The sequence below is a fragment of the Comamonas kerstersii genome (assembly GCF_008801935.1).
In the GTDB taxonomy this organism is placed as follows: domain Bacteria; phylum Pseudomonadota; class Gammaproteobacteria; order Burkholderiales; family Burkholderiaceae_C; genus Comamonas; species Comamonas kerstersii.
Genome location: NZ_VZOT01000007.1, coordinates 1 through 19,822 on the forward strand (window position 1 = coordinate 1; position 19,822 = coordinate 19,822).

Annotated in this window: 18 protein-coding genes; 7 read left to right on the plus strand and 11 right to left on the minus strand. The window is 59.5% G+C overall.

What is annotated here, in order from left to right; all coding sequences use genetic code 11:
- Window positions 1-368, plus strand: a 368-nt coding sequence (locus F7P80_RS10930; RefSeq protein ID WP_151044719.1) for a hypothetical protein, incomplete at its 5' end; no start/stop codon positions are given.
- On the opposite strand, the gene F7P80_RS10935 is transcribed toward F7P80_RS10930, so the two are convergent.
- The 7 genes from F7P80_RS10935 to F7P80_RS17415 all read right to left on the minus strand — a co-directional run bounded on the left by F7P80_RS10935 (window position 346) and on the right by F7P80_RS17415 (window position 10,213).
- Window positions 346-612 carry a hypothetical protein gene (locus F7P80_RS10935; RefSeq protein ID WP_151044721.1) on the minus strand — a complete coding sequence of 89 codons (267 nt, stop codon included), beginning with the start codon at window positions 610-612 and terminating at the stop codon, window positions 346-348. The genes F7P80_RS10930 and F7P80_RS10935 overlap by 23 nt on opposite strands.
- 272 nt (window positions 613-884) lie before the next feature.
- Window positions 885-2,357 carry a TolC family outer membrane protein gene (locus tag F7P80_RS10940; RefSeq protein ID WP_170265363.1) on the minus strand — a complete coding sequence of 491 codons (1,473 nt, stop codon included), beginning with the start codon at window positions 2,355-2,357 and terminating at the stop codon, window positions 885-887.
- Window positions 2,357-3,718 carry an HlyD family type I secretion periplasmic adaptor subunit gene (locus F7P80_RS10945; protein ID WP_211372017.1) on the minus strand — a complete coding sequence of 454 codons (1,362 nt, stop codon included), beginning with the start codon at window positions 3,716-3,718 and terminating at the stop codon, window positions 2,357-2,359. Before F7P80_RS10945 ends, F7P80_RS10940 begins: the two co-directional genes overlap by 1 nt.
- Window positions 3,715-5,517 (minus strand): type I secretion system permease/ATPase, encoded by a 1,803-nt coding sequence (locus F7P80_RS10950; RefSeq protein ID WP_151044725.1) that lies wholly within the window; start codon window positions 5,515-5,517, stop codon window positions 3,715-3,717. The genes F7P80_RS10945 and F7P80_RS10950 overlap by 4 nt, the downstream gene beginning before the upstream one ends.
- A gap of 247 nt (window positions 5,518-5,764) precedes the next feature.
- Window positions 5,765-6,595 carry a hypothetical protein gene (locus F7P80_RS10955; protein WP_151044727.1) on the minus strand — a complete coding sequence of 277 codons (831 nt, stop codon included), beginning with the start codon at window positions 6,593-6,595 and terminating at the stop codon, window positions 5,765-5,767.
- A gap of 78 nt (window positions 6,596-6,673) precedes the next feature.
- Entirely contained in the window at window positions 6,674-9,484 is a 2,811-nt protein-coding gene (locus tag F7P80_RS10960; RefSeq protein WP_170265364.1) for a TonB-dependent receptor plug domain-containing protein, read from the minus strand.
- Between the two features lie 465 nt (window positions 9,485-9,949).
- Complete coding sequence (locus F7P80_RS17415; protein ID WP_151044731.1) at window positions 9,950-10,213, minus strand: helix-turn-helix domain-containing protein; 264 nt, start codon at window positions 10,211-10,213, stop codon at window positions 9,950-9,952.
- Between the two features lie 24 nt (window positions 10,214-10,237).
- Between F7P80_RS17415 and F7P80_RS17420 the strand changes: the two genes are divergently transcribed.
- Window positions 10,238-10,546 carry a hypothetical protein gene (locus F7P80_RS17420; protein ID WP_428840868.1) on the plus strand — a complete coding sequence of 103 codons (309 nt, stop codon included), beginning with the start codon at window positions 10,238-10,240 and terminating at the stop codon, window positions 10,544-10,546.
- Here F7P80_RS17420 and F7P80_RS10975 read toward each other — a convergent pair.
- From F7P80_RS10975 to F7P80_RS10985, 3 genes are all read right to left on the minus strand, one after another.
- Window positions 10,524-11,570 (minus strand): ShlB/FhaC/HecB family hemolysin secretion/activation protein, encoded by a 1,047-nt coding sequence (locus tag F7P80_RS10975; protein ID WP_151044733.1) that lies wholly within the window; start codon window positions 11,568-11,570, stop codon window positions 10,524-10,526. The two genes, F7P80_RS17420 and F7P80_RS10975, sit on opposite strands and share 23 nt — an antisense overlap.
- Entirely contained in the window at window positions 11,531-12,211 is a 681-nt protein-coding gene (locus F7P80_RS10980; protein WP_170265365.1) for a POTRA domain-containing protein, read from the minus strand. Before F7P80_RS10980 ends, F7P80_RS10975 begins: the two co-directional genes overlap by 40 nt.
- 157 nt (window positions 12,212-12,368) lie before the next feature.
- Window positions 12,369-13,688 (minus strand): collagen-like triple helix repeat-containing protein, encoded by a 1,320-nt coding sequence (locus F7P80_RS10985; RefSeq protein ID WP_170265366.1) that lies wholly within the window; start codon window positions 13,686-13,688, stop codon window positions 12,369-12,371.
- 406 nt (window positions 13,689-14,094) lie between these two features.
- On the opposite strand from F7P80_RS10985, the gene F7P80_RS10990 reads away from it, so the two are divergent.
- Complete coding sequence (locus F7P80_RS10990; RefSeq protein ID WP_151044739.1) at window positions 14,095-15,291, plus strand: aminotransferase-like domain-containing protein; 1,197 nt, start codon at window positions 14,095-14,097, stop codon at window positions 15,289-15,291.
- Window positions 15,288-15,512 (plus strand): SlyX family protein, encoded by a 225-nt coding sequence (locus F7P80_RS10995; protein WP_054067813.1) that lies wholly within the window; start codon window positions 15,288-15,290, stop codon window positions 15,510-15,512. The genes F7P80_RS10990 and F7P80_RS10995 overlap by 4 nt, the downstream gene beginning before the upstream one ends.
- A 111-nt stretch (window positions 15,513-15,623) precedes the next feature.
- Here the strand turns inward: F7P80_RS10995 and F7P80_RS11000 are convergent, their stop codons facing one another.
- Window positions 15,624-18,215 (minus strand): [protein-PII] uridylyltransferase, encoded by a 2,592-nt coding sequence (locus tag F7P80_RS11000; protein ID WP_151044741.1) that lies wholly within the window; start codon window positions 18,213-18,215, stop codon window positions 15,624-15,626.
- A gap of 46 nt (window positions 18,216-18,261) precedes the next feature.
- On the opposite strand from F7P80_RS11000, the gene F7P80_RS16910 reads away from it, so the two are divergent.
- From F7P80_RS16910 to F7P80_RS11010, 3 genes are read left to right on the plus strand one after another with little or no spacing between them, the layout of a single operon-like run.
- A complete protein-coding gene (locus tag F7P80_RS16910; protein ID WP_211372028.1) occupies window positions 18,262-18,510 on the plus strand; it encodes a hypothetical protein in 249 nt (82 codons plus the stop codon).
- Window positions 18,428-19,138, plus strand: coding sequence for a bifunctional 2-polyprenyl-6-hydroxyphenol methylase/3-demethylubiquinol 3-O-methyltransferase UbiG (gene ubiG, locus F7P80_RS11005; RefSeq protein WP_077344751.1), 711 nt, complete (start codon window positions 18,428-18,430; stop codon window positions 19,136-19,138). The genes F7P80_RS16910 and ubiG overlap by 83 nt, the downstream gene beginning before the upstream one ends.
- Window positions 19,138-19,812, plus strand: coding sequence for an HAD-IA family hydrolase (locus tag F7P80_RS11010; protein ID WP_151044743.1), 675 nt, complete (start codon window positions 19,138-19,140; stop codon window positions 19,810-19,812). Before ubiG ends, F7P80_RS11010 begins: the two co-directional genes overlap by 1 nt.
- Window positions 19,813-19,822 lie beyond the last annotated feature (10 nt).

The following is a 19,822-nucleotide window of genomic DNA, read 5'->3' on the forward strand; positions in this document are numbered from 1 at the left end:
AGCGCAATGCGCTGGGTATTCCCGCGTTTGGTCATGTGCAGTGGACGCCAGAGATGCTGGTGGCACTCGGCACAGACAGCGATGCCGCACTGGCCAAACGCTGGGGCATGAGCAAAGCCAGTGTGGTGGCCAAGCGCAAGGAGCTGGGGATTGCCTGCACTTCAGAGCAGCAAGGCGGTGCATTTGACTGGACCCCTGAAGCCGTAGCACTGCTGGGCACGGCATCGGACGCCAAGGTGGCTGAGCAGCTGGGCCTGAGCCGCCTGACGGTCTATAACGCGCGCATGGCGCGAGGCATTCCTGCCGCCGGGCGCAGGAAGGCTGCCGCGCCCGACAGCGGGCAGCTTACTTCCCGAACTGATACGTAAGGGCCAGGCCGTATCGCAGCTTGCGCGCAGGGTTTTGCGGGCTGCGGTCCCCCTGTGGCTTGGAGACGGAGAGGTCCAGGCTGTAGTAGCGCTGGTCGCCAAAGCGCACGCCCAGGCTGGTGGATCGCAAAGTCTGGTCGCGATAGGCCGACTCATGGAACCAGGTGCGCGCCTCTTCAAACAGCAGGTAGGGCTCCAGCGTCTTGATCCAGCGATTGCTGGGGGAGCTGAACATGCGGTTCATTTCCCGCTCCAATTTATGATCTACAGACATCCACTTAAGTCTGTAAGTCGTTGAAAACAGGGCCGAAAGGCCCTTTTTTCATTCCAGCAACGTCCACTGAAATCCACCTGTATCCGCGACTTTTTAGTCCATAATTTAGTCCATAAATACGGGTGAGCGTGGTTCCGCATTGGTGTGTCGTTTCGTCTCGCGTCCGGCATGAGAAACCCTCTTCATCTCCGTTTACCCTTGGGATTCCCCGGTACCGCGCCTGGGCGCATCACCCAGGCCCCTTATCGAACCTCCGTCAGCAAATGCCGGTTGAGCACCAGCACGTCTTCTTCCGAGAACCTGCCGGCGTAGAACTGCAACTTGGCGTAGGCCTGGACCCATTCCACGTAGGTGCGCAGCAAGGCCTGCCGGGCCTGGTAGGACTGGCGTTCGGCCTGCAAGGCGTCGGTGTTGGTGCGTTCCCCGCCGGCCACGCTCTTGCGCATGGCGTCCACCAGCGCCGTGGCGTCGCTCACGTTCTGGCGCAAGGTGCGTATGCGCTCGGCGCTGGTGCTGAACACGCGGTAGTACTGCTCCAGCGTGGTGATGGTGGTGCTGGCGGTGTGTTCGAGTTCGTAGCGCGCCTGTTCCAGCCGGTTGTAGGCCTGGCGCGTGCTGTAGTAGCTGGAGCCGCCGCTGAACAGCGGGATGGTGACCTGCAGACCGATGGTGTTGGTCTTGTAGTCCCGGCCGCGGTTGTTGGCGGTGTCCGAAACGATGCGCTCATGCGCCGCGTACAGCGACACGCGCGGCATGAACTGGCCCTTCTCGCGCTCCACCGTGAGGTCGTTGTAGCGCACCGCCAGGCGCGCGGCCTGAACCTCCGGGTTCTGCTCGCGGGAATCGGCCAGCAGCCGCTCCAGCTCGCCGTCCGGCAGCGGCGCAAGCATGGCCTGCTGATCGATGGCCAGCAGTTCGCCGGCGTGAACCGGCTGCCCCAGCAGCGCGGACAATTCGCGCAGCCGATCCGCCAGGTCGTTCTCGTAGCCCACCAGCTCCGACTGCGTGGCGCTCACCTGGCTGCGGGTTTCCAGGATGTCGATGCGCGTGCCTTCGCCTTGGGCCATCATGCGTTCGTTGCCGCGCAGCATGTCCTGGTACGCCCGCAACTGGTGCCGGGCCAGATCCAGCGAATCGCGCGCCAGCAGCGCGTTCAGATAGGCATCGATCAGCGCCACGGCCTGTTGCTGCAGTTGCAGCCGGTACTGCACCTCGGCGTACTCGGCCTGGGTCTTGCCCATGCGATAGGTGCTGATGGCGGAATAGTCGAACAACGTCTGTTCGATGGTCAGGCCCGCACGGCGGCCGAAGTAGCGGTAGTCGACGCTCTGCTGTCCGGCCGTCGTGCTGTCGTAATACTCGGTCTGGTTGGTGCGGTTGCGCAGGTAGTTGATCGAGGCTTGTGGCAACAAGGCGGCACGGGCAATGTTGCCGCTATCCCGCCCAGCGTCACGGGCCGCGCGGGCACTCAACACCTGCGGGTCGTTGAGCAGCATGCGCTCGTAAGCCTGAACCAGATCGAGCGATGGCGATTGGCTGGCCAAGGCGGTTGAGGCCTGCCCAACCCCTTGCGGTGGTGATGCCATTTGCAATTGATGCAAAGGCGAAACCGTAGCGGGTGTGGCCTGGGCCAATACCGTGGGCATGCCATCGACGTACAGATAGAAAGCCAGAGGCGCGACAATGATCAGCTTGAATGTGTGGCTGCGGCTCATCATTCCTCCGTCAGTGCCAGGCGAGCACGGTCGCGCAGCGGCTTGAGCAGGTAGCTTATCAAGGTGCGTTCGCCGGTCTTGACGAAAGCCGTCACCGGCATGCCCGGCTGCAACTGCAAGCCCGGCTGCACCTCGCGGCCCTTCAGGTCATCCACCGCGATCTCGACGTGGTAGTAGGGCATGCCCTGTTCGTCTTCCAGGCGGTCGGCGGAAACGGTCTTGACCGTGCCCGGCAGCTTGGGCGTGGAGGCGCGGTTGAAGGCCATGAACTCCAGCTCCACCGGCTGGCCGGCCTGCACCTTGTCCACTTCCTGCACCGGCAGGCGGCCTTCCACCAGCAAGGGCTGGTCCAGCGGCACGATGTCCATCAGCTTGTCGCCTGCGCTGACCACGCCGCCCTGGGTAAAGACCGCCAGGCCCGCCACGATGCCCTCGGTGGGGGCGACGATCTGCATGTTGTTCACTTCGTACTGCGCGCTGTCCAGGCGCGACCCAAGGTCGGCGGTGCGTGTGCGGGTTTCGGCCAGGGCCGTGCGCAGTTCCTTCTGGTAATCCTCACGCTGCTGAATCAGGCGCAGCTGGTACTCCTGCACCTGGCCCTGCAACTGCGCCAGGCGGCCCTGGTCATCGGCCACGGAACCGGCCAGTTGCAGGTATTGGCGTTCGGACTCCAGCAGGCGGTTGCGTGCCAGCAGGCCGTCATCGGCCAAGGAACGCTGCCCGGCCAGTTGATGCTCAAAGGTCTCGCGCTGGCTGCGGCGCGACTGCAGGATGCGTTGCAGGCTGTCGCTTTGCTCGCGCAGGCCGCGCAACGTGGCTTCCAGGCCGCCCAGGGTAGCCTGCTGGGCACTGCGGCGGCTGTCGAACAACTGCCGCTGCGCCTGGATGATCTCCGCGGCCTGCAAGTTGCCCTCGCGCTCGGCTTGCAGCAGGCGTTCATCGAAGCGGATGTCGTTCAGGCCGTCCCGCTCCGCCATCAGGCGGTTTTCCGTCGCCAGGCTGCTGAGAAACTGGAACTGCAAGGAATCCAGTTGGTTGCTTGCCACGTTCGGCTCCAGCACTACCAGCACCTGGCCTTCCTGCACCCGCTGGCCCTCAGTGACCAGAATCCGTTGCACCTTGCCGCCGCTGATGGGCTGCACCGCCTTGCGGTTGCCGCTGACCACCACCTTGGCATCGACTGGCACACCGGCATCAAGTGGTGCCAGCATGGCCCAGCCCAGAAAACCCACTACACCGACCAGAACGATCAGCCAGCCCAGCCGCACATAGTGGCGGTCATCCACCGACAGCAGATCATCCTTGGGGTCGATCAGGTCGGCATCCAGTGAAGAGGCGTCCATATTCATCGTCGTGCTCATGCTCCCTCCTTGCGTTGCGCAAAGTTCATCGCGGCCCCATAGGTGGGAATGGGCATGACCCGTTGCTGTGGTTGGGGTTGCCCGGACGTTGGCCTTGGCTGGGCACCGCGTTGCATGCGCTGCATCACCTCGGCCATTGGGCCGAAGTCGGCCTGGGCACCGGCGTGCAGGATCAGCAGCTTGTCGGCCTGCTTGAGGATGTTGGGCTTGTGGGTGATCAGCACCAGCGTGATGCCGGCCTGCTTGATACGGCCGATGGCCTCGGCCAGCATGGCGTCGCCGGCTTCGTCCAGATTGGCGTTGGGTTCGTCCAGCACCACCAGGCACGGCTCGCCATACAGCGCACGGGCCAGGCCCACGCGCTGGCGTTGGCCGCCGGACAGGCCCATGCCGTTTTCGCCCAGGCGGGTCTGGTAGCCCTCGGGCAGTTGCAGGATCAGCTCATGCACGCCGGCCATCTGCGCGGCGGCGATCACCTTGGCCTCATTCACCTCACCGAAGCGGGCGATGTTCTCGGCCACGGTACCGGCGAACAACTGCACGTCCTGCGGCAGGTAGCCAATCAGCGCACCCAGCGCTTCTGGCCGCCATTGGTCGAGCGGGGCGCTGTCCAGCCGCACCTTGCCGCGCAGCGGCGGCCAGGCGTTGACCAGGCAGCGCGCCAGCGTGGTCTTGCCCGCGCCCGAGGGGCCAATCACCACCAGGGTCTCGCCAGCGGCCAGCTTGAAGTTGATGCCGTGCAGCACCGGCTGTGTCTGGCTGGGCGGGGCGGCCAGCAACTGCTCCACCGCCAGGTGGCCGGCGGGCCGGGGAAAGTCCATGCCCTTGGCCAGCGGCGGGAACTCCTCCAGCAACTGGCTCAGGCGCCGCTCGGCTTCCTTCACCTGCGTCCATTGACGGGATGCGCCAATGATCTGGTCGATGGGCGCCAGGGCGCGGCCCAGCAGGATGGAGCCGGCAATCATCATGCCCGCCGTCATCTGGTGTTCCAGCACCAGCCAGGCCCCCAGGCCCAGGGCCAGCGACTGCACCGCCATGCGCAGCGCCTTGTTCCAGCCCTGAATTTTTGCCATGCGGGCACTGGCCAGGTTCTGCTCGCGCACGTAGGCCAGGTGCTGCTCGGCCCAGCGGCGGCGCAGGTTGGCCAGCATGCCCATACCGGCAATCACCTCGGCATTGCGCAGGTTGGCCCCGGCATCGCGGCGGGAATTGATCGCCAGTTCCCCTGCTTTTTTCAGGTGCGGGCGGCTGACCCGTTCGTTGATCCAGCCCACCAGCATCAAGAGCGCCGTGCCGCCCAGGGCGAACCAGCCCAGCGCCGGGTGGAAATAGAACATCACCAGCACATACACCGGGAACCACGGCGCATCGAACAGCGCGAATAGTGACTGGCCGGTGGCAAATTGGCGCAATTGCTGGAGATCGTCCAGTGGCTGGGCGGCATTGAGCTTGCCGGTCTTGAGGTTGGCGCTGAAGGCGGCATCGTAGATGCGCGGCGACAGCTTGCGGTCAAAGCCCGTGCCCAGGCGCAGCACGACCAGTGAGCGCACCCATTCCAGCCCGCCCATGAAGGCATACATGCCCAGTAGCATGACCGTGAGCATCAGCAGCGTCATTTCGTTGCCGGAGGCCAGTACCCGGTCATACACTTGCAGCATGTACAGCGCCGGGGCCAGCATCAGGATATTGATGACGCCCGAGAACACGCCAATGTGTACGAAACTGCGCTTGTAGGTCAGCAGAGCACCGGCCAATTCGCCGCGCGCACCCCCTGCCGGCCGGGATTTGCCTGCCGTCATCACATCACCAGCCCTTTTTACGGAAAAAAGAATCCCCCTCCCCACAAAGGCGGGGAAGCCGAAAAGTTGCCTGCAAGTTGCTTTTGCAGGTTTTCCCGCAAACCGCTAGAATTGACGGCTTCCGGAAAACGGAGCCTGGCCAAAACGCACCAGGCCCCGGTACTGCCCCGGTCGGGCGGTGGCTCTTCCCGTCAGAAAATCACCACCGTCTTTCCGGTAGACCTCCATGCATTTCTGGAATGGCTGCTTACGCGGCCAGCAGGAGGTCGCTTTCGACTTCTGCGAACGCAGTCGACGCCTCGACCGAGGAGAGGCTGCTCGGTGCGGTAGCGTAGTAGTCGAACGACACGCTGCTGCCGTTGGCACTCAAGTAGCTGTTGATGACGCTGATGTCGCTTGCGCTGGTGATTGCGCCACCGGAGAAACCACTCAGGTATGCATCCAGTACATACTCGAAAGTCGAGGTGGCAGCCGCCGCTTCATCGAACGTCAAGTCGTAGATGATGGCGGAGTTCAGCGTGACCTTGTCGTAGTACTGCGGGTAGCTGAAGAGGTTTTGATTGCCAGCATTCACCGTGATCTGCGCATTACCGTCTGCGACGCCGAAGGTGTTGAGCGCCACGTAGTCAACAACCACGTTGAAGTTGTTTACCACCAACAGCGGTTCAGCGGTGTCGAATGCGGTCAGCGTAGCCTGTGCCGGAGAGTAACCGCCATCGGCGGCGTAACCCAGCTTCAGGGTATTCAGGCTACCGCTGGTCTCGAAACTGTACTTTCCGCCCCCTGCATTCACCGTATCCCACGAAAAGCCATTCGTGGATTCCAGCACGAACTTGGAACCGAAGGCACCAGCACCGACGGAATCCAGCCCTTGCCCCGCATATACCTTGAAATCGTAGATTTCATACGGGAGGCTGCTATTGGGAACGTAGATGCTGTTGGGCTCTCCCGCTCCGCCGGTGTGGTAGTCATTCGCCACCGTCAGAATGGAGCCAATGCTTTTCGTGGCATTGGGGCCGGTCTGGTTACTGTTGTCATAGTCACCCAACCACGCAGTGACATTGCTTTTCAAAGACATGATGTCTTCTCCTTTTCACAAGCCGGTCGCCACACCGGCGAAATATGCTCTGGTCACCATGACCAAAGCGGCAAACCGTCAGAAACGGTATTCCAGATTGGCCGTCAAAGTGCGACCAGGGTAGAAGTTGTACCCCCATGCTGTGGGTGTGGCTTCCATTTTGTTGGTCACATTGGCCAGATAAATTCCGGCTCTTAACTGGTCGTTGAATTGGTAATTGACAAACAAGTCGAACTTGATGACTTTGGGCCAGAGATAGGTCTCAATAAACTGGCTTTGGCTTGGTATGGGCTGGGTTTGTCCTGCCTGCGTCCCAAGGTGATAATTATTCTGGACATCTCTGTCATACCAGTAGGCAGCGCGTTGCCTACCGCGATAATGCATCGTGCCTCCTAGCTCCAGCCTTCCCTGCATTGGGGTCAGTGCAGCAGTCAGGCTACCCCGAATGGGTTCAATCGTGCCTGCTTCCATCCAGTTCCAGCTCGAATAGCAAAGGCGTTCTCCTTTGCCAATATCGGTGTAGGAGTTTCCTCCATCACTTGTGGTCCCTGTTTGGTAGGCTCTACCACTAGGCACTTGCCAAGAGCAAAGCTTGTTGTCGTGTCGAATAGGCAGAGTCAGATTAGTCCGCACATAAAACAAAGGCTGCCGATACGCCAGATTCAGCTCAACGCCTTGACGAACAAAGGGATTGAGATTATTGACGCTGGCCTGATCATTGCCTATGCCTGGCCAAGGGTAGCCTTCAGCAACCATGGGCCCCCATGTGATGTAGTTGCGGATGCGATTGCGGTAGAAGTTCACCCCTACATCCAGGCGATCACTTGTGGAAAGCCAACCTTCCTTCTTGTAGTTCATCCCCAGTTGCAGCGAGAGATTTTTTTCTGGCTCAAGATAGGGGTTTGCATAGAAATCTGCCCGGTTGAGTTCTCCATGCATATACATTTCATTGCTGGTAGGCGCACGTTCGCTATATCCCGCTTGTGTATAGAAAGTCAGGCCAGTTCCAGGGGGACTATATGAAACGCCCACATTGGCAGACTTGAGGTCCCACTGATGATCTCGCCGTCCTCTAACGGTCCGGAGATTACCGTACTGTGGGTCAGTCTTAATTTTGGCTCCGCTTTCTGCTGTGGCTGCTGCCGCAAGTTCTTTTAACTCATTTCCGGAGTAACCCAAGCCGCGGTAGTATTTTCGCCAATACGATACGCCATAAACAACACCCTCTTGACTAATGTTCCCTTCCGTAAACACCGGGTTCAACACATCAAGCCAAACCCGTTGAAAGCCGATCCCTGCACTCGCTTGCCACGGGCCAGGGCCTTCCGTGCTCAATGAAAGGGCCAATCCCAGAGTGTCTGTACGTGAGTCAGGGTCAAATCGCATTATGTCGACATCACGCCCCTGCGTCTCTAACAGATATCTTTCGTAATACTCTGACTCTGTTTCGCTATCGACCTTTTTTCTGGCTTGCCTAAACTCCAATCCAGCATCTAGACGAAAAGGGCCGATAACTTCTGATTCCAAGCGACTTGTATTACTTAGTTTTATCCCTGTTGAGCCGACATCGGTGAAATAGTGAAGCGGTTGGTTTGCGGAAAAACCATCACTAGCTCCAGTCCAGTTTTGTTTGCGATCCTGTCTTTCATGGAAGATTTGCACTTCAGGATTGAATATCTCTGAAAAGCTACCTTTCCATTTTAAGCTGGCCACTTGATTTCTCAGCTGCGTTCGGACAGACCAAGGATAGTCATGCCAAGAAGCCTCACCATCAACCCACCAGTTATCCTTGGTAGAGTTTTCATTGACGGGAACCCAGATGGACGGCTGTTGGTCTGTTTCGTATTTGGCTTTGCTTGAGAATACAAATAACTCCAGACTCTGGTCATGGTCATCATTGAAATAATGCCGCAGCCTTAACATCTGCGAGTCGGTTTCTTTTTGCGTTCCCTTTAATGGATTTTTGGCGGCTTGTTTAAGCCACTTTGCTTGATCTGTAGTTAGGCCACAATTGCTCATCCCTACATATCCATTCGCATGGTAACGGCAAGGACCGTGCTGATTAATATCGTGAATTGAAGAATCTGCACCGTGGTAAAACCACAGATTTCTACCGTGAATGCCATGCATTAGCTCGTCGTTGCTAATGTTGTCGCCAATTTTATAAAAGTCGTTTTTGCTGTGCGACGCACCGACCATTGCCTCCCAGCGCTCATTGCGCCCACCAAGGAAAAACGACCCAGATGGTTCTTGACCATTGCTATATTTACTGAAGCCGGTTGAACCCCGAACCATGCCACCAAAATCTTTGCCTGGGCGCAGAATATCTTCCAGATCGAGATACTTGAAATCTACCGAACTTCCCAGGCTACCCAATGCACCAGTTCCTGAACTTCCGCCTCTTGTGACCTCAATGCTCTTCAGAAACTGCGGATCAATAAAAATGGAGCCGGTCTGGCCGATGTCACGGGTGAATGCATGAAAATTCTGGTTAATACCTTCAAGCGACTGAGAAACACGCCCATGCCCCGCAATCCCCTGCACCCCTACAGACACTTCCGGCCTGGCATACAAACTGTTGACCGACGTCCCTGATATCTGGTCAATCAGGTCGCTCATGTGGCTGGCACCGCGCCGCTCTACATCTTCCTTGCTGGCCCCGGTGGTATTGCCGATCTTCTTTTCCTGTTCTTCAGCGGTGCCGGTGACGGTAACCGTATCCAGGGTGATGGCTGCACTACCTGGGTTTTCGTGAGAGCTGTTCTCTTCGCTGGTACTTGTGGTTGTCGCCAGGCCTGATGACGAGGGTAGAGCGGTCTGCGCAAGTGCGGCTTGGCTCCCCAATGCCAGGGCCATCGCCAAGCACAAGCGCTTGGGCCGGAAACGCATGGTGTCTCCGTTAGACACGCGCTCTGACCGAACCTTCTGAGGCTGATTGCGCCTCCCCATCTCCAACCGCAAAGCCATTGACTTTCTCCCTTTTAATGCTAATAAAAGTGCGAATGAGAAGCAATTACCTCGATAAAAAAAGAAACCTGCGAACCGGCCAAGACCGGCCCCCCCAAGTCACGCGCTCCTTCAGGAGTGGTGATGGGTCAAAACATGCAAGTTGAAGTTGCGTTTCGCGCAGGAGCTTACAGTCCGCTGTAATCCCACTTCTCTGGCTAAATCATCCCCAGATTCCGCAAACCTTGCTAACGGGTTCCGGAAAAAATTTGACATATCGAGGATTTTTGTTGCAGTGCGATCTTCGTGGCGAGAAGACGCTTCACAGCACGTCGTGCTGGCCATCGTCGTTGCCCGCCATGAGGGTGCCTGCGCAACGCACGGCGCCCTGCGGTATGGCTCGACGGATCAGAGCAAAAACGGGGGAGCGTCTTGCTGAACAATGCGCGGGCTGATGCCCAGGGCGCATTGCTTGGGCGAGATGCCGGTGTGGCCGCGGAACATGCGGCTGAAATGGCTGAGGTTGGCGAAACCGCAGCAAGCGGCGGTCTCGGTGACACTAGTGCCGCGTTTGAGCATGGCGACCGCAGCGTTGAGCCGGATGCGCGTCAGGCAGGCATGTACCGAGCAGCCGTAGAGCGCAATGCGCTGGGTATTCCCGCGTTTGGTCATGTGCAGTGGACGCCAGAGATGCTGGTGGCACTCGGCACAGACAGCGATGCCGCACTGGCCAAACGCTGGGGCATGAGCAAAGCCAGTGTGGTGGCCAAGCGCAAGGAGCTGGGGATTGCCTGCACTTCAGAGCAGCAAGGCGGTGCATTTGACTGGACCCCTGAAGCCGTAGCACTGCTGGGCACGGCATCGGACGCCAAGGTGGCTGAGCAGCTGGGCCTGAGCCGCCTGACGGTCTATAACGCGCGCATGGCGCGAGGCATTCCTGCCGCCGGGCGCAGCAAGGCTGCCGCGCCCGACAGCGGGCAGCTTACTTCCCGAACTGATACGTAAGGGCCAGGCCGTATCGCAGCTTGCGCGCAGGGTTTTGCGGGCTGCGGTCCCCCTGTGGCTTGGAGACGGAGAGGTCCAGGCTGTAGTAGCGCTGGTCGCCAAAGCGCACGCCCAGGCTGGTGGATCGCAAAGTCTGGTCGCGATAGGCCGACTCATGGAACCAGGTGCGCGCCTCTTCAAACAGCAGGTAGGGCTCCAGCGTCTTGATCCAGCGATTGCTGGGGGAGCTGAACATGCGGTTCATTTCCAGACTCACGCCTACGCCCTGATCGCCAGCCGCTTCACCCGCCAGATAGCCGCGGCCAAAGCGCCAGCTGCCATAGCTGACGCGTTCGGATGTGGGGACGGTGTCAGGCGACATCTGGCCGTTGATGGCAAAGCCTGCCCCCCACAGGCTTTGGGTGCGCCAGCGTGCTTCATAGTCCAGATTCAGGCGGCTGAAGTTGAACTTGGCCGTGCTCGGCAGCAGGCCTGCTGTCTCGGAGCTGCCTGCTCCCAGCGCGTTCAGGCCCTGGGTGAAGGCCAGTCTGGCATTGTGAGCCATGTATGTGCTGGAGCGTTGCCAGTGGATGTGGGCTTGCAGCGCGCGGACTTTTTCTTCATAGCCCAATTCCTCGTCAAACGCCTGAAAGTAGTAGGCCTTGCGGTAGTTCAGCCCGTACAGATTGGCCCCAATGATGGTGCTGCCCTGTGCAGACAGTTGCCATGGGTGGCTGATGCCCAGATCCAGCTTGCGCTGGTAGGTGGTGTCGTCATATGCATACTGAAAGTAAGAGGAGTTGTCGCTGCCCTTGAAGTCTGAAAAGCTCAGGCGCATGGTCGTGCCCTTGGCGTTGAGCCACTGGTTCCAGGCGGCAGAGATAAAGCGCTCCTTGTCTGGATTGTCGAGCAGGGCAGCAAACTGCAGCTGTGAACCAGTCCACAGCGGTTCGTTCAGGGTCAGATTGGCAATCGCTTTGGGGTCATCCTTGTCGACGTCTGCACTCAGGTTAAACACCACAGGCTCACGCTCGACTTCCAGCACCAGGGGTGTGCGCCATCGGTGTTCTGAGGCAGATTGGCCTGAGCCTTGACCTTCAGGTGTGACATGCGTGACATCAGCAATGTCTGGCGGGTAAAGACTTCGCCTTGCAGCGGCTTGTCGTCCAGAATGGGCTGTGCCATGGCCTGCAGCATGTCTGCAGACCTCCCTGGGTCGCCTTCGATGCGCACTTGCTGTACATAGCCCTCGACCGCAATCACGCGCACGATGCCGTTTTCAAAAGTCTGCGTGGGCAGATAGACAAAGGACAGGGGGTACCCCGCCTTCTGGTACAGCTGAGTGGCAGCCTGAGCTGCCAGCGCCAGATGGGCAATGCTGACCGGCTTGCCTGCCAGTGGCTGAAACAGGGCAGCAACTTCTGCAAAGGCAATGGCATTGACGCCGGAAATATCAATGCGCTGTGGAGTGATCAGTGTGGATAGCTGCAGCTGTCGTGCATTGAGCTGCTTTTCAGTTTGCAGCGCGGTATCAGGGGCGATGGTGGCAGGCTGTGGTGCTGGCTGCGGTGAATGAATGGGGGGTAAGGTGTTGAGAGGGTTGCCGCCAGTGCTTTGCGCAAAGCTGAGAACGGGAAGCGCCAAGGTGCTCAGTCCGACGATAAATCGCACCTGGTGGGTATGCATAGGCTGATCCTTCAAAAAAATATGGATAGCGGCTCCGATGAAGGGCATCGGTCGCTATCCATAAATGATTGCAATATTTAGTTACAACTCTTGTCAGTCAATGGATGATTTGCATCCTTTTTCTGATCGAGTAATGGGGCAGTGGCTGACAGCCGGATCAACGGCGGCTGAGCAGGCCTCCCAGCAGGCCGCCTAGCAAGCCACCATTTTGTGTGGTGGTTGTGTTGCCGCTAGGTGCGGAAGTCGCAGGGGCGCTACCTGTAGCAGTTTGGCCACCGCTGGTCAGGCCGGAGGTCAGGGGCGTGAGCACACCGGCGAGCAGGCCACCAGCAGGGGCTGTGGCGCCTGCCTGGCTGCCACCGAGTACACCGCCAAGCAGCCCACCATTGCCGCCGAGCAAACCACCGACCAAGCCTGCATTGGGATCGAGCAGTCCACCCACCAGACCGCTCACAGGTGCAGTTGCGCTACCAGCTTGGTCGCCACCGAGCACACCGCCGAGCAGGCCACCATTGCCGCCGAGCAAACCACCGACCAGACCGGCATTGGGATCCAGCAGCCCGCCCAGCAGACCACCTGCGGGTGCAGCGGTGCCGTCTTGGCCACCACCTAGGACTCCACCAAGCAAGCCACCGTTGGCGCCACCGAGCAAGCCGCTGGAGCTGCCTGCTGCGTCACCGCCTGCAATGCCGCCTAGCGCGCTGACCACATGGCCCAGCTGGCCTGTCAGAGAGCCAACAGGTGCAACAACTGGCAGACCTGTGCTCTGGACGGTGTCGCCCACGTTGGTGACCAGGCCGCCCACCGTGGTGAGCAGGTTGTTCACGGGCTGTGCCAGGCCTGTGGTGGTGCCTACGTTCTGCACTACGCCCAGCACTGTGCCGGCGACGGGTGTCACGGTATTGCTGAGGGTAGAGGTCAGGCCGGCTACAGGGGCGCTGGTGATGATGTCACCCGCGGTGTAGCCCACATTGGTGACCAGTTGACCCACGCCACCAACCAGGTTGCCAGTCAGGTCTGTCACTGCGCCGACAGGGCCCAGCTGAGAGCCAAGGGCCTGTACCAGGCCGCCAGCTTCAGTAACGGCATGGCCTGTATGCACGAGCAGGCCTTCTGCGCCAGTCAGCGTGGTGCCAATGGGGTCTTCAGCTGTTCCCAGCTGACCAAGGCCTGCGCCAATGCTCATTGCCAGCGAATCTACGCCATCACCCAGTTCGGATAGTACGGGCGTGACACCGTGCCCTTCGGGCAGGAGTGTGGATGTCAGCAGCCCATCGGCTACACCACCCAGATCGGTAAGTGCGGTGGGAAGCGCACGAACACCCGTGGCAGTTTCTTGTACGGCGTTTTCTACAGGCGTAAAAGCAGTAGGTGTCGGCTGTGCAGGAAGGTTGGGATTTGTTCCTGGATTTGTGCCTGTTCCGGGGCCAGTCCCTGTGCCAGGGTTTGTGGGGGTGGAACCGCTTGTATCGCCCATGGATGTTTTGACAGATCCATTGCTGCCGCATGCAGCAAGACTCAGAACCAGGCTGGAAACCGCTACCATCTGGATAGTTTTCCGCCAGGGAGATGGGTCAGAAAATTTGCTCATGATTAACTCCGTATGAAAGTTCGTACGGAATGGTCACATTTTGAAAATATTCTGCCTAATTAGCTTTTTTAAATGGATAGTCAATACGATTGAAGGTTAGAAAGAATAGAAAAATATTTTTATAAGAGATTAAATGTTTGATAGAAGAAATTTAAATATATAAGCGAATTGGTGCTTATTGAGTGATTTTTCGCGAATGCTATCACCGTAGAAAAAGCTTGCTTGTCAGACAGCGCCTATTTGCAAGAAGGTTAAATTAGGTTCGTATAATTCGAAACGAAAGGTAATTTTTATGGATTTCGCACAACGTTTGGACAATGTGGAAACCTCCGCCATCCGTGAGCTGTTCAAGCTGCTGGGCAAGCCCGGCATCATCAGCTTTGCGGGTGGCTTTCCGGACAGCGCCATGTTTGATGTGGATGGCATTACGCAATCCTCACAGAAAGCACTGCAGGAAAATGCCGGCATGGCGCTGCAATACGGCGCGACCGAAGGTTTTGGTCCACTGCGTGAGCAGCTGGCGGCTTTCATGGCCACCAAAGGTGCCAAGGATGTCGCGCCCGAGCAGCTCATCGTCACCACAGGTAGCCAGCAGGCGCTGGATCTGCTGGGCAAGTGCATGGTCAGCCCTGGCGACAAGGTGATTGTGGAAGGGCCTACCTTCCTGGCCACCATCCAGTGCTTCCGTCTGTATGGTGCAGAAGTCATCAGCGCCCCGGTAGATGGCAACGGCGTGATCGTCGAAGCGTTGGAGAAGCTGATCGCTGAGCACCAGCCCAAGCTGGTCTACCTGATTCCCACCTTCGGCAACCCCAGCGGTGCCACACTGAGCCTGGAGCGTCGCAAGCGCGTGCTGGAGCTGGCCGTGAAGTACCAGACACTGGTGGTCGAGGACGACCCCTATGGTGATCTGTACTTTGATGCGCCGCCTCCTGCCAGCCTGCTGGCGCTGTCGCCGGAGGTGCCCGGCAGCCGCGAATGGCTGGCGCACTGCGGTTCGCTCTCCAAGGTGCTCAGCCCCGGTCTGCGCATTGGCTGGCTGATTGCCAACCCTGAGCTGCTGGCCAAGGCCGTGATGTGCAAGCAGTTCAGCGATGCCCACACCAGCACCTTTGCCCAGGCTACGGCAGCGCAATACCTGCAGGCAGGCCATATGCCAGCGACCTTGGCCAAGGTGCGCAAGGTCTACGCATCGCGCGCCAAGGCCATGATGGATGCGCTGCGCAGCGAGCTGGGCGATGCCGTGGAATTCACCGAACCCCAGGGTGGTCTGTTCCTGTGGGTGCACCTGACAGGTAAGGGCGGCAAGCTGGCCGATGCCAACGAGCTGGCCAAGCGCGCTATCGAGCAGGGCGTGGCTTTCGTGCCCGGTGCTCCGTTTTTCAGCCAGAACCCTGATGTGTCCACGCTGCGCCTGTCGTTTGCGACGGCCGATGAGGACAAGATCCGCGAAGGCGTAGCCCGTCTGGCAAAGGCTTTGAACGCATGAGTGACACTGCCTTGGAAGCGCTGGAGGCGCGCGTGATGGAGCTGGAGGTCAAGGCCAGCTACACGGACGATCTGCTGGAGCAGCTGAACATGACGATTTATCGCCAGCAAAAGCAGATCGATGTGCTGGTCGATGAATTGCGTGAACTGCGCAAGCGCACGCCAGAGGCTGCGCCCGGCGCTGGCGTCAGCATGCGCGACGAAATTCCGCCGCATTATTGACGGCTGCTTCCATAGAAAGAGCGCCTTGCGCTGATATATAAAGGGTTTCAGATAGAAAACTATTTGAAACCCTTGCATATCAAGCGCTGGGCGCTCTTTTTTTATGCAGACTTATTCCTGCAGCATCTGAATCAGCTGCTTTTCAATCTGCAGCTGTTTGGCGCTGTTGCTCAGGTGCTCGCCCTGCACCAGAAAGCTGTCTTCCACCCGCTCACCCAGTGTGGAGACCTTGGCCAGCTGCACATCCAGCCCATGCTCGGCCAGGATGCGTGCCACGGAATACAGCAGCCCTGCGCGGTCGCTGGCAGAAATGCTGAGCACCCAGTTCTGCGCTTTTTCATCGGGCGTGAGCGAGACGCGCGGCACCATGGGGAAGCTGCGCACACGGCGCGACAGGCGGCGCTTGATGGGCGCTGGCAGTGGCTCCTGGCTCTGGATGGCCTGTGGCAGGCCGTTTTCAATCAGCGTGGTCAGCTCCCGGTAGTGGGTCTGCAGCTGTTCATAGGCAATCTGGAAGGTATCCAGCGCATAGCCATTGCGGGCCGTGTGGATGCGCGCGTCCAGAATCGTCATGCCAGCGCGGTCAAAGTAGCCGCAGATGCGGGCGAACAGATCGGGCTGGTCCGGGGTGTAGACCACGACCTGCACCCCTTCGCCCAGCAGCGACTGGCGTGCACGCACAATCGGCTCCTTGGTGCCCACATGGCGCGAGAGCTGGCGGGTGTGCCAGGCAATGTCTTCGGGCTCATGCCGCATGAAGTAGCTCACATTCAGCGTGTCCCACAGCGCCTGGTGCGAGGCATAGGGCTGCGCCGTCAGCGCCAGCAGTCGCAGCGCATCGCGCTTGCGAGCTTCTACGGTGGACTCCGCATCGGGCGCACGGCCGCCCAGCACGCGCAGGGCGTTGTGGAACAGGTCTTCGAGCAGCTTGCCCTTCCACGCATTCCACACCTTGGGGCTGGTGCCGCGAATATCGGCAACGGTGAGCAGGTACAGGGCCGTCAGACGCCGCTCATTGCCGACTTTCTCGGCAAAGGCGCGGATGACGTCGGGGTCAGAGGTGTCCTGCTTTTGCGCCACCGTACTCATCAGAAGGTGGGTGCGCACCAGAAACTCCACCAGCTCAGCGTCGTCCTTGCTCATCTTGTGCTGGCGTGCAAAGCGCTTGACCTCAATGGCGCCAATTTCAGAGTGGTCCCCCCCGCGGCCCTTGCCAATGTCGTGGAACAGGCAGGCCAGGTACAGCAGCCAGGGCTTGTCCCAGCCGCTGGCCAGCTGCGAGCACAGCGGGTATTCGTGCGCGTGCTCGGCCATGAAGAAACGCCGCATATTGCGCAGCACCATGAGTGTGTGCTGGTCCACGGTGTAGACGTGGAACAGGTCGTGCTGCATCTGCCCCACGATGCGGCGGAACGACCACAGATAGCGCCCCAGCACCGAGGTGGCATTCATCAGGCGGAAGGCATGCGTCTGCCCGCTGGGGGCCTGCAGAATCTGCATGAAGGTCTGGTGGTTAACCGGGTCCTGGCGGAAGCTGTTGTCCATCAGATCACGGGCACTGTAGAGCGCGCGCAGTGTGCGTGCAGACAGATCGCGCAAGCCGGGCGAGCGCTGGTAGGTCAAAAAGGTGGCCAGAATGGCGTGTGGGTCGCGCTGGTAGAGATCGTCGCTGGAGACTTCGACCAGTCCGTCCTTGTCATAAAAGCGCTCGTCGATATATTTGAGTCCGGCGTTGTTCGGGTAGAGGTATTCCTGAATATTGAGTAGCAGAATCTGCTGCAGCTGCATGACCGCCTTGGCGGCCCAGTAGTAGCGGCGCATCAGCACCTCACTGGCACGCACGGGAATGGTCTTGCCCGCAGGTGTGTGGTTCTGAATGCCAAAGGATTCGGCCAGCGTGGTCTGCAGGTCAAACACCAGGCGGTCTTCGTGGCGGCCTGCAATGGCGTGCAGCTTGGCGCGGATCAGGCTGATGGTTGCCTCATTGCGCTCCAGCTGCATGGCTTCATAGTCCGTGGCAATACCGCTGGCAGCCAGCTCGCGCCAGCTATTGCCCAGGCCTGCAGCCTGCGCCACCCACAAGATGGTGTGCAAGTCTCGCAGACCGCCGGGTGACTCCTTGCAGTTGGGCTCCAGCGAGTAGGGCGTGCCTTCATGCTTGATGTGGCGCTGGCGCAGCTCCAGGGTCTTGGCCGTGAAAAAGTCCCGTGGGTTCAGCGCTGCGCGAAACTGCTGCTGAAACTCGGCAAACAGGGCGGCATCGCCATCAATCAGGCGCGCTTCCAGCAGCGAAGTCTGCACCGTCACATCGTTTCTGGCTTCGGCCACGCATTCGCTGACCGTGCGCACGCTGGAGCCAATTTCCAGCCCCGCATCCCAGCAGTTGCCAATAAAACGCTCCAGATCTGCCTTGAGGTGCGGGTGGGCTTCGGTATGCTCACCGGGCAAAAGCAGCAGCACATCGACGTCTGAGGCGGGGAACAGCTGTTCACGCCCGTAGCCGCCCACGGCAATCAGGCTGACTTCCGCAGGCAGCTGCGCCGTCTCACGCAGGGCGCGCAGGTGCTGGTCCGTCAGGCGCGAGAGTTTTTGCAGCAGCGAACGAATGCCACGGGTGTTGGCAGCAGGGGTGCGCAGCACATCAGTGATGGCCGCTTTTTCCTGGCGATAGGCTGTGCGCAGAGCGCCGATTTCAGAGTTCATGGGTGATTACAGACAGTTTCAGCAGACGCACAGACAAGCAAGAAATATGCGCATTCCTGCACCTGGCAGGCTGCCCGAGGATGCTACCCCAAGCCCTGACAGCGCAAAGCCAGTGCTGTTTTGCCAGATGCCGTCTACCTGCGCTGCAGGAAGCCTGCGCGATGTCGCCATCTTTTTGGCTGAAGGCTGGAACTCGTTGCACAATCTGCGCTATGACCGATTCGATCAATGTGGATCCAGCCGAGCTGGAAAAATTTTCAAGCCTTGCGCATCACTGGTGGGATCTCAACAGTGAGTTCAAGCCCTTGCACATGATCAATCCACTGCGTCTGGCGTGGATTGATGAGTACGCTGCGCTGCAGGGCAAAGACGTGCTGGATGTGGGCTGTGGCGGCGGCATTCTGGCCGATTCCATGGCGCGCAAAGGTGCCAAGGTCATGGGTATTGATCTGGCCACCAAATCACTGCGCGTGGCGCAGCTGCACGCGCTGGAGACCGGCACGCCCAGTATTCAGTACCGCGAGGTGGCTGTGGAAGCACTGGCGCAGGAGTGCCCCGCCAGCTTTGACGTGGTGACCTGCATGGAAATGCTGGAGCACGTGCCCGATCCTGCCTCCGTGGTGCGTGCCTGTGCAACCCTGGTCAAGCCCGGCGGCTGGGTGTTCTTCTCCACCATCAACCGCAATCCCAAGTCCTACGCATTGGCGATTGTGGCGGCGGAATATGTACTCAAGATGCTGCCTCAGGGCACGCATGAGTTTGACAAGTTCATTCGCCCCAGCGAACTGGCCGCTTTCTGCCGTGAGGCCGGTTTGGTCGTCAAACACTCCAAGGGCCTGCAGCACAACCCGCTGACGGGCCGCTACTGGCTCAATGACGACTGCAGCGTGAACTACATGATTGCTACGCAGCGCCCCGCCTGATGTCGAGCCAGATTCTGAATGCAGATGCCGTGCTGTTCGACCTGGACGGCACGTTGCTCGACAGTGCGCCTGACCTGGGCTTTGCCGCCAACCAGCTGCGCATTGCGCGTGGCATGGAGCCACTGCCGCAGGCCAGCTACCGACCCTTTGTGGGCACAGGCGCGCGCGGCATGCTGCGCATTGCGCTGGGCGTGACGCCCGAGGCACCAGACTTTGAGCAGCTCAAGGAAGCCTTCTTCGTCGCCTACGAACAATGCATGGGCCAGCACTCCCAGCTGTTTGCGCAGGTACCGCAACTTGTCGCGGCCTTGCAGGCGCAGGGCATCGCCTGGGGCATTGTCACCAACAAGTCAGAACGCTTTACCTTACCCATTGTGCAAAGCCAGCCCGTGCTGGCTGCAGCGCATGCCGTGGTCTGTGGTGATACGACGGCGCATTCCAAGCCCCATCCAGAACCCTTGCTGGAAGCCGCACGGCGTGCAGGCATTGCACCCGCACGCTGCATCTACGTGGGTGATGATGAGCGAGACATGATTGCCGCCCGCGCCGCAGGCATGCAGGCCATTGCTGCAGCCTATGGTTATCTGGGGGGTGTGGACAGTGTGACGGCCTGGAAGCCAGATTTCAGCATCAATTCACCGCTTGAGCTCACACAGCTGCTGGGATTGGCATAGAATAGACAGC

Excerpts from the sequence above, each read along its gene's own strand:
- F7P80_RS10935 (WP_151044721.1), bottom strand. The coding sequence starts at position 612 with ATGAACCGCATGTTCAGCTCCCCCAGCAATCGCTGGATCAAGACGCTG.
- F7P80_RS10940 (WP_170265363.1), bottom strand. The coding sequence starts at position 2,357 with ATGAGCCGCAGCCACACATTCAAGCTGATCATTGTCGCGCCTCTGGCT.
- F7P80_RS10945 (WP_211372017.1), bottom strand. The coding sequence starts at position 3,718 with ATGAGCACGACGATGAATATGGACGCCTCTTCACTGGATGCCGACCTG.
- F7P80_RS10950 (WP_151044725.1), bottom strand. The coding sequence starts at position 5,517 with ATGACGGCAGGCAAATCCCGGCCGGCAGGGGGTGCGCGCGGCGAATTG.
- F7P80_RS10955 (WP_151044727.1), bottom strand. The coding sequence starts at position 6,595 with ATGTCTTTGAAAAGCAATGTCACTGCGTGGTTGGGTGACTATGACAAC.
- F7P80_RS10960 (WP_170265364.1), bottom strand. The coding sequence starts at position 9,484 with ATGCGTTTCCGGCCCAAGCGCTTGTGCTTGGCGATGGCCCTGGCATTG.
- F7P80_RS17415 (WP_151044731.1), bottom strand. The coding sequence starts at position 10,213 with ATGACCAAACGCGGGAATACCCAGCGCATTGCGCTCTACGGCTGCTCG.
- F7P80_RS10980 (WP_170265365.1), bottom strand. The coding sequence starts at position 12,211 with ATGCATACCCACCAGGTGCGATTTATCGTCGGACTGAGCACCTTGGCG.
- F7P80_RS10985 (WP_170265366.1), bottom strand. The coding sequence starts at position 13,688 with ATGGGCGATACAAGCGGTTCCACCCCCACAAACCCTGGCACAGGGACT.
- F7P80_RS10990 (WP_151044739.1), top strand. The coding sequence starts at position 14,095 with ATGGATTTCGCACAACGTTTGGACAATGTGGAAACCTCCGCCATCCGT.
- F7P80_RS10995 (WP_054067813.1), top strand. The coding sequence starts at position 15,288 with ATGAGTGACACTGCCTTGGAAGCGCTGGAGGCGCGCGTGATGGAGCTG.
- F7P80_RS11000 (WP_151044741.1), bottom strand. The coding sequence starts at position 18,215 with ATGAACTCTGAAATCGGCGCTCTGCGCACAGCCTATCGCCAGGAAAAA.
- F7P80_RS16910 (WP_211372028.1), top strand. The coding sequence starts at position 18,262 with ATGCGCATTCCTGCACCTGGCAGGCTGCCCGAGGATGCTACCCCAAGC.
- ubiG (WP_077344751.1), top strand. The coding sequence starts at position 18,428 with ATGACCGATTCGATCAATGTGGATCCAGCCGAGCTGGAAAAATTTTCA.
- F7P80_RS11010 (WP_151044743.1), top strand. The coding sequence starts at position 19,138 with ATGTCGAGCCAGATTCTGAATGCAGATGCCGTGCTGTTCGACCTGGAC.